This window comes from Thioclava sp. UBA3469 (genome assembly GCF_002378135.1).
In the GTDB taxonomy this organism is placed as follows: domain Bacteria; phylum Pseudomonadota; class Alphaproteobacteria; order Rhodobacterales; family Rhodobacteraceae; genus Thioclava; species Thioclava sediminum.
The window spans coordinates 20,036-27,755 of the sequence record NZ_DFRG01000272.1; the positions used below are offsets into that span (position 1 = coordinate 20,036).

Genomic DNA, 7,720 nt, shown 5'->3' on the forward strand with positions numbered 1-7,720 from the left:
TCGATCAATACCTGAGGCGAGTTAGCTACATCGCCACTTTCAGCGCTTTGGGCGCGGGCCGCACATCCCGAGCCACATCATACCCAACGCAATTGTTCCTTAAAAGTTTCGTGATGAGCACGCGGAATCTTGTGTGCAGAGGTATTCATGCTCGATTTTGCGCGAAAATTCATTATATCTGGCAATAACGAAAGTTAACGCGCCTTTTGGTGCACAAGCGACAGGCGCTAGCGGGAGTACGCAAAATGCCACAAGCAGTAGATCTCTTCGTGATCGGCGGCGGGGTGAACGGCTGCGGGATCGCGCGCGACGCGGCCGGACGGGGCCTGCGGGTGCGTCTGGCCGAGATGGGCGATCTTGCGCAGGCGACCTCTTCGGCCTCCACCAAGCTGTTCCATGGCGGGCTGCGCTATCTCGAATATCTCGAGATCAAACTGGTCCGCGAGGCGCTGTCCGAGCGCGAGGTGCTGATCCGCGCGATGCCGCATATCTCATGGCCGATGCGCTTCGTGCTGCCCTATAGCGCCGATATGCGTTTCGAGAGCGATACACCGGTCTCGAAAATGCTCTCCTCCGTCATGCCGTGGATGAAGGGCAAGCGCCCGTCGTGGATGATCCGCTCGGGGCTGTTCCTCTATGACCATCTGGGCGGGCAGGGGCTGCTGCCGGGCACCAAGCGGCTCGACCTGCGCAATGCCCCGGAGGGTGCGCCGCTGAAGGACAGCTTCACCCACGCGTTCGAATATTCCGATGGCTGGGTGCAGGATGCGCGGCTCGTCGTGCTCAACGCCCGAGACGCCGAGGCGCATGGCGCAGACATTCGCGTACAGACCAAGGTGGTCGAGGCGCATCGCGACGGCGGCCATTGGGTGATTGTGACCGAAGGCCCGAACGGGCGCGAGGAACATATGGCCCGCGCCGTGGTCAATGCCGGTGGCCCGTGGGTCGAGCAGATCCTGAAAGGCACGATGGGCAGCGCCAGCCGCGAACATATCCGCCTCGTGCGCGGCAGCCATATCGTGACGCGCAAGCTCTACGATCACGACAAATGCTACTTCTTCCAGGGTGCGGACGGGCGGATCATCTTCGCGATCCCCTATGAGCAGGACTTCACCCTGATCGGCACCACCGAGGCCGCCCATGAGGACTCGCCGCTCGCCGCCGAATGCACCGAGGCTGAGCGCGATTACCTGTGCGATTTCGCGTCCGAGTATTTCAAGGAAGAGGTCACGCCAGACGATGTCGTCTGGACCTATTCCGGCGTGCGCCCGCTCTACGAGGACGGGGCCAGTTCAGCCACGGCGGCGACGCGCGAATATGTGCTCTCGCTCGATGCACCCGCAGGCCAACCCGCGGCGCTGCACGTCTTTGGCGGGAAGATCACGACCTATCGCCGTTTGGCTGAAGACGCGCTCGGCAAGCTGCGCCCGCATCTGCCCGGCATGGGCGGTCAATGGACGAAAGGCGCGCGTCTGCCGGGTGGCGATTTCGCCCCCGAAGAGGTCGGCGCCAAGATCGCCAAGCTCTCGCAGGATTATCCCTTCGTGGATCGTAAATGGGCCGAGCGGATGATCCGCCATTACGGCACCGAGTCCTGGGACATCTTCGGCGACGCCAAGGCGCTGGGCGATCTGGGCCGCGATTTCGGCGGCACGCTGACTGAGGCCGAGCTGCGCTGGCTCGTCGAGAAGGAGTGGGCACGCAAGGTCGAGGACGTGATCTGGCGGCGCACCAAGCTGGGCTTGCGGCTCGATGCCGATCAGGTCAACTCTGTCGCCGCGTGGCTGGAGGAGCACGCAGCCTGAGGCGCGAAACGGGAGGACTCCATGACCTACATTCTGGCAATCGACCAAGGCACCACGTCGTCGCGCGCGATCGTGTTTGATGACGCGCTGCGCCCCGTGGCGAGTGCGCAGCAGGAATTCACGCAGCACTTCCCGCATTCCGGCTGGGTCGAGCACGATGCCGAGGAAATCTGGGAGAGCGTTCTGGCGACCGTGGGCGTTGCCATCGAGAAGGCCGGGATCAAGGCCTCCGACATCTCCGGCATCGGCATCACAAACCAGCGCGAGACGACGCTGGTCTGGGATCGCGAGAGCGGCAAGCCGATCCATAACGCCATCGTCTGGCAGGACCGCCGCACCGCCGAATTTTGCCGCGAGCTGCGCGAGGACGGGTTCGAGGACACCGTGACCGCGCGCACCGGGCTCATTGTGGATCCCTATTTCTCGGCTACGAAACTGCGTTGGCTTCTGGAGAATGTCGACGGCGCGCGCGAGAAGGCCGAGGCGGGCAAGCTCGCCTTCGGGACCATCGACAGCTGGCTGATCTGGAAACTGACGGGTGGCAAATCACATGTCACCGATGCGACCAATGCCGCGCGCACGATGCTTTACGATATCGCCAAGGGCCGCTGGTCGACGACCATTGCCGCCAAGCTCGGCGTCCCGATGGAGATGCTGCCCGAGGTCAAGGATTGCGCGGCCGAGTTCGGCGTGACGCAAGCGGACCTCTTCGGCGCGGAAATCCCGATCCTCGGCGTCGCGGGCGATCAGCAGGCCGCGACCGTGGGGCAGGCCTGCTTCAAGCCCGGTATGTTGAAATCGACCTACGGGACCGGGTGCTTCGCGCTGCTCAATACCGGCGATCAGATGGTGCGCTCGGAGAACCGCCTGCTGACGACCATCGCCTATCAGCTCGACGGCAAGGTCACCTACGCGCTCGAAGGCTCGATCTTCGTTGCGGGGGCCGTGGTGCAATGGCTGCGCGACGGGCTCAAGATAATCGAGGCTGCCGACCAGACGCAGGCACTAGCCGAGCAATCGGACCCCGAGCAAGACGTGATCATCGTGCCCGCCTTCACTGGCCTCGGCGCGCCTTACTGGAACCCCGATTGCCGCGGCGCGGTCTTCGGCCTGACCCGCAGCTCCGGCCCGGCCGAGTTCGCCCGCGCGGCGCTGGAATCGGTGGGCTTCCAGACCCGCGATCTCTTGGAGGCAATGCAGGCCGACTGGTCCGATGACGCGCGCCCGACCCTGCGCGTCGACGGTGGCATGACGGCCTCCGATTGGGCGATGCAGTTCCTCTCCGACATCCTCGGGGCTCCGGTCGACCGGCCCGAAGTGCTGGAGACGACCGCGCTCGGCGCGGCATGGCTCGCAGGCTACAAGGCTGGGCTCTATCCGGAACCGGAGGAGTTTGCGAAGGGCTGGGCGCTCGATCGCAACTTCGCTCCCGCGATGGACGAGGCCAAGCGCGAAGCCCGCTACGCCGAGTGGAAGAAAGCGGTCGCCGCGGCGATCTCGATCACTCAGTAGCAGCCCGAGTGATCTTCGCCCCAGCCGGCGATATAGATCACAGACGGGTGCGCCCGTAGCCGCAGACGAAGACATAGACGCCGAAGGGCTGCCCCGCGCGGACCATTTGCGTGAAACTTCCCCGCGTATCGCCGCCCGCCTCGACCATCGCGGGAATACGCGCCCGCGTGGCGCGATCTGCGAAGACCGGATCGGACTCGTCGCGCGCATCCCTGAGCCCGAAGCGATGATAATTCGCCCGATCCTGCTGCAAGGCCGCACCGAGAGATCTCAGGGCCGCGCCCTTCGAATTCCGCATATCCTGCGGGCCGATGAAGGCGGAGTAGGCCGCAATCTGGGTCCAGTCCTGTGCGGCTGACAGGCCGGGAAATCCAATGAGCGGAAGGGGGACGATGGCTATAAGACGAAGCAATTGGCGCATGGGAGGGCCTCCGGGCAGAGCGGAAAGGGCAGGGTACGCAATGTCTTGATGCCCGAAATCATGCCAAGGGCCCCCAAATCGCGCAACGATTCTGTGCCCCGCCTGCCAAGCCCTCTCCGACGCCGAGAGAGGGCTTTCCCTTTCGCGCGTTTTGCTCTTTCTTGTCCCGATCCGACCCGAAGACAGGAGCCACCTAATGACCCGCTACCCCCGCGACCTGCGCGGCTATGGCCGCACGACCCCCGATCCGCATTGGCCGGGCGAGGCGCGCGTGGCGATCTCGATGGTGCTCAATTTCGAGGAGGGCGGCGAGAACAATGTCCTGCATGGTGACGCGGCCTCCGAGGCGTTCCTGTCCGATATCGCAGGCGCCGCGCAATGGCCCGGCCAGCGGCACTGGAACATGGAGTCGATCTACGAATACGGCGCGCGCGCAGGCTTCTGGCGGCTGCACCGGCTGTTCACCGGGCTGAACGTGCCGCTAACGATCTACGGTGTCGCAACCGCGCTGGCCCGCGCCCCCGAACAGGTCGCCGCGATGAAAGAGGCGGGCTGGGAAATCGCCTCGCACGGCCTCAAATGGGTCGAGCACAAGGACATGGCGGAAGACGAAGAGCGCCGTCAGATCGCCGAAGCCATCCGCCTGCATACGGAAGTCGTCGGAGAGCGTCCGCGCGGCTGGTATACCGGGCGCTGCTCGGCCAACACCGTACGATTGACGGCGGAGGAGGGCGGTTTCGACTGGATTTCCGACACCTATGACGACGACCTGCCCTATTGGCTCGAGGTCGGCGCGCGCGACCAGCTCGTGATCCCCTACACCTTGGAGGCCAACGATATGCGCTTCGCCACCGCGCCGGGCTATATCGAGGGCGAACAGTTCTTCCAGTATCTCAAGGACAGTTTCGACACGCTCTATGCCGAGGGACTGGACGGCGCGCCGAAGATGTTCTCGGTCGGCCTGCACAACCGCCTGATCGGGCGTCCGGGCAAAGTCGCGGGGCTGAAACGCTTTCTTGACTATGCGCTTTCGCATGAGGGCGTCTGGTTCGCGACCCGTGGAGAGATCGCCGCGCATTGGGCTGCGACCCACCCGCATACCCGCCGCGAACGCCCGAGCCAGATGAGCCGGGAGCGCTTCGTCGAAGCCTTCGGCGGCATCTACGAACATTCGCCCTGGATCGCGCAGCGTGCTTTCGATCTGGAACTCGGTCCGGCGCATGATTGCCTCGAAGGCGTGGCCTCGGCGCTGGCCCGCATCTTCCGCTCGGCGTCGGAGGCCGAACGCCTCGGCGTGCTGACCGCGCACCCGGATCTCGCGGGCAAACTCGCGCAGGCCAAGCGCCTCACTGCCGAAAGCACCTCCGAGCAGGCCAGCGCCGGGCTCGATGCGCTGACCGATGAAGAGCGCGCGACATTCGAGGCTCTCAACGCCGCCTATACCGAAAAATTCGGTTTCCCCTTCATCATCGCCGTAAAAGACAATACGAAGGCGTCAATCCTCCACGCCTTCCGCCGCCGGCTTGACCAAGACCGCGAGACGGAATTCCTCGAGGCCTGCAAGCAGGTCGAGCGGATCGCGTGGCATCGCCTGAACGCCATGGACCTTTGATGGAATACACCTATTACGCCCCGACGGGCGGTTTGCCCGATCAGAACCAGCGCGCCCGCGAGCGCGCCCAATTCAACACTTCCTACGCGGTGATCCCGCGCGGGGTGCTGTCCGACATCACCATCTCGCTGCTGCCCGGCTGGCAGAATACCCGCGCCTGGGTGCTTGCCCGTCCGCTCTCCGGCTTTGCCGAGACCTTCGCCGAACTGGTCGTCGAAGTCGCGCCGGGCGGCGGCTCGGACAATCCCGAACCCGACCCCGAGGGTCAAAGCGTGATCTTCGTGCTCGCCGGTCACATTCGCCTCGTGATCGAAGGCGTCGGCCATGAGCTGGACGCGGGCGGCTACGCCTATCTCGCACCGGGCGCGCAATGGTCGGTCGCCAACGATCAGGACACGCCCGGCACCTTCGTCTGGGTCCGCAAACGCTACGAGCGCGTGCCCGGCATCGACGCACCCGAAAGCTTCGTCACCGCCGATCAGGACAAACCGCCGCTCGAGATGCCCAACACCTCGGGCTACTGGTCGACCTCGCGCTTCGTCGATCCGAACGATCTGCGCCACGACATGCACGTCAATATCGTGACCTTCATGCCGGGCGGCACCATCCCATTCGCGGAAACCCACGTCATGGAACACGGCATCTTCGTGCTGCAGGGCCGGGGCGTCTACCTGCTCAATCAGGACTGGATCGAGGTCGAAGAGGGCGATTTCATGTGGCTGCGCGCCTTCTGCCCGCAAGCCTGCTACGCCGCGGGCCGCCGCCCGTTCCGCTACCTGCTCTACAAGGACGTGAACCGCCACCCGAAGCTCGGCTCGCCTTTCCCGGGCTGACCTTTCGGCTTGGTTGAAATGTCCCGGGCGTGAGGGGGCAGCGCCCCCTCTCTTCCGCCCAAACCAAGAGGCCCGCCATGCAGATCAAAGCCGAACCGCTGACACCCCAGGCTTTCGCCCCGTTCGGCGACGTGCTCGACGCCGCAGGCGACCCCGACAAGATCATCAATGCGGGGCTCTGCGGGCGCTATCACGACCGCGCGCAGCTCGATTTCGGGGCGGAGACGGGTGGCCGCGCGGGGGTTTCGATCTTCAAGGCCGAACCGCGCGCTTTACCCTATCTCTGCGATCTGCTGGAGCGGCATCCCGAAGGCTCGCAGGCCTTCATTCCGATGAGCGCGGACCCGTTTCTCGTGATCGTCGCGCCCGATGCGGACGGTAAACCCGGCACGCCGCGCGCGTTTCTCACCAATGGTGCGCAGGGGATCAACCTCCATCGCGGCACCTGGCACGGGGTGCTGACGCCGCTCGCAGCGCCCGGTCTCTTCGCCGTGGTCGACCGCATCGGCGAGAGCGCGAACCTCGAAGAGCATCCGCTGGACGCTCCCATCACTGTCATCGCCTGACCCTTCGTCAAAGGGGCATGGACACTTCCGCGGAACTTTCCCAAGCTGCGCCAAATCGTTTTGGGGAGGAGCAAGAATGAAAACGCGGATCGCACTTTTGCGCGAAATGGGCAAAGCGCGCCCTTATTCCGACAGCAAGCCGCTGGAGATCGTCGAGGCCGAGCTGGACGATCCCGGCCCGGGTGAGCTGCTCATCAAGATGTCGGCTGCCGGCCTGTGCCACTCGGACCTGTCCGTCATCAACGGCGACCGCCCGCGCGACATGCCCGTGGCGCTGGGCCATGAGGCGGCGGGCGTGGTCGAGGCGGTCGGCCCGCATGTCACTCGCTTCGCGCCGGGCGATCACGTCGTTCTCGTCTTCGCGCCGTCCTGCGGCCATTGCGTGCCCTGCGCCGAGGGGCGGCCTGCGCTTTGCGAGCCTGCCGCCGTCGCGGCGGGCAAGGGCAGCCTGATCACCGGATCGAAACGCATCTCGGTCGCGGGCGAGCATGTGAACCACCATATCGGCGTCTCGGCCTTCTCGGATTACGCAGTCGTCTCCGAGGCCTCCTGCGTGAAGATCGACAAGTCGATCCCGCTCGACCAGGCGGCCCTTCTGGGCTGCGCGGTGCTGACCGGCGTCGGCGCGGTGTTGAACTCGGGCGGGCTGAAGACCGGCCAAAGCTGCGCGATCATCGGCCTTGGCGGCGTCGGCCTTGCGGGGCTTCTGGGTGCAGTTGCGGCGGGCGCGCGCACCATCGTCGCGGTCGATCTCGCCGCGGATAAACGCGACCTCGCGCTGAAGCTTGGTGCGACCCATGCCATCGACCCGACCGAAGAAGGCGCAGTGCAAAAGCTGCGCGATCTCACCAGCGGCGGCGTCGATCTCGCGGTCGAGCTGGCAGGTGCGGCCCCGGCGCTGCAATTCGCCTATGCCATCACCCGGCGTGGCGGAACCTCCGTCACGGCGGGCCTGCCGAACCCGCAGGCGG

General features: G+C 65.2%; 7 protein-coding genes. 6 read left to right on the forward strand and 1 reads right to left on the reverse strand.

Annotated elements, in window-relative coordinates; genetic code table 11:
- The first annotated feature begins 245 nt into the window (after nt 1-245).
- On the forward strand, nt 246-1,805 hold the full coding sequence (gene glpD, locus B3D39_RS19915; RefSeq protein WP_274961720.1) for a glycerol-3-phosphate dehydrogenase: 1,560 nt from the start codon (nt 246-248) through the stop codon (nt 1,803-1,805).
- Nucleotides 1,806-1,826: 21 nt separating this feature from the next.
- On the forward strand, nt 1,827-3,317 hold the full coding sequence (glpK, locus tag B3D39_RS19920) for a glycerol kinase GlpK (RefSeq protein WP_274961721.1): 1,491 nt from the start codon (nt 1,827-1,829) through the stop codon (nt 3,315-3,317).
- A 37-nt stretch (nt 3,318-3,354) separates the two neighbouring features.
- Here glpK and B3D39_RS19925 read toward each other — a convergent pair whose 3' ends face one another.
- Nucleotides 3,355-3,738: a hypothetical protein gene (locus tag B3D39_RS19925; protein ID WP_274961722.1), complete on the reverse strand. Its 384-nt coding sequence runs from the start codon at nt 3,736-3,738 to the stop codon at nt 3,355-3,357.
- Between the two features lie 196 nt (nt 3,739-3,934).
- Here B3D39_RS19925 and puuE point away from each other — a divergent pair, with 196 nt between their 5' ends.
- The 4 genes from puuE to B3D39_RS19945 form a co-directional block, all read left to right on the forward strand.
- Nucleotides 3,935-5,350: an allantoinase PuuE gene (gene puuE, locus B3D39_RS19930; RefSeq protein WP_274961723.1), complete on the forward strand. Its 1,416-nt coding sequence runs from the start codon at nt 3,935-3,937 to the stop codon at nt 5,348-5,350.
- Nucleotides 5,350-6,183: a bifunctional allantoicase/(S)-ureidoglycine aminohydrolase gene (locus tag B3D39_RS19935; RefSeq protein WP_274961724.1), complete on the forward strand. Its 834-nt coding sequence runs from the start codon at nt 5,350-5,352 to the stop codon at nt 6,181-6,183. Before puuE ends, B3D39_RS19935 begins: the two co-directional genes overlap by 1 nt.
- 77 nt (nt 6,184-6,260) lie before the next feature.
- Nucleotides 6,261-6,749 carry an ureidoglycolate lyase gene (locus tag B3D39_RS19940; RefSeq protein ID WP_274961725.1) on the forward strand — a complete coding sequence of 163 codons (489 nt, stop codon included), beginning with the start codon at nt 6,261-6,263 and terminating at the stop codon, nt 6,747-6,749.
- Between the two features lie 76 nt (nt 6,750-6,825).
- Nucleotides 6,826-7,720 (forward strand): alcohol dehydrogenase catalytic domain-containing protein (locus tag B3D39_RS19945; RefSeq protein WP_286790004.1); only part of this gene is annotated, 895 nt, incomplete at its 3' end.

Bases quoted from the DNA above. Each gene is read 5' to 3' on its own strand.
- glpD (WP_274961720.1), top strand. From the start codon at position 246: ATGCCACAAGCAGTAGATCTCTTCGTGATCGGCGGCGGGGTGAACGGC.
- glpK (WP_274961721.1), top strand. From the start codon at position 1,827: ATGACCTACATTCTGGCAATCGACCAAGGCACCACGTCGTCGCGCGCG.
- B3D39_RS19925 (WP_274961722.1), bottom strand. From the start codon at position 3,738: ATGCGCCAATTGCTTCGTCTTATAGCCATCGTCCCCCTTCCGCTCATT.
- puuE (WP_274961723.1), top strand. From the start codon at position 3,935: ATGACCCGCTACCCCCGCGACCTGCGCGGCTATGGCCGCACGACCCCC.
- B3D39_RS19935 (WP_274961724.1), top strand. From the start codon at position 5,350: ATGGAATACACCTATTACGCCCCGACGGGCGGTTTGCCCGATCAGAAC.
- B3D39_RS19940 (WP_274961725.1), top strand. From the start codon at position 6,261: ATGCAGATCAAAGCCGAACCGCTGACACCCCAGGCTTTCGCCCCGTTC.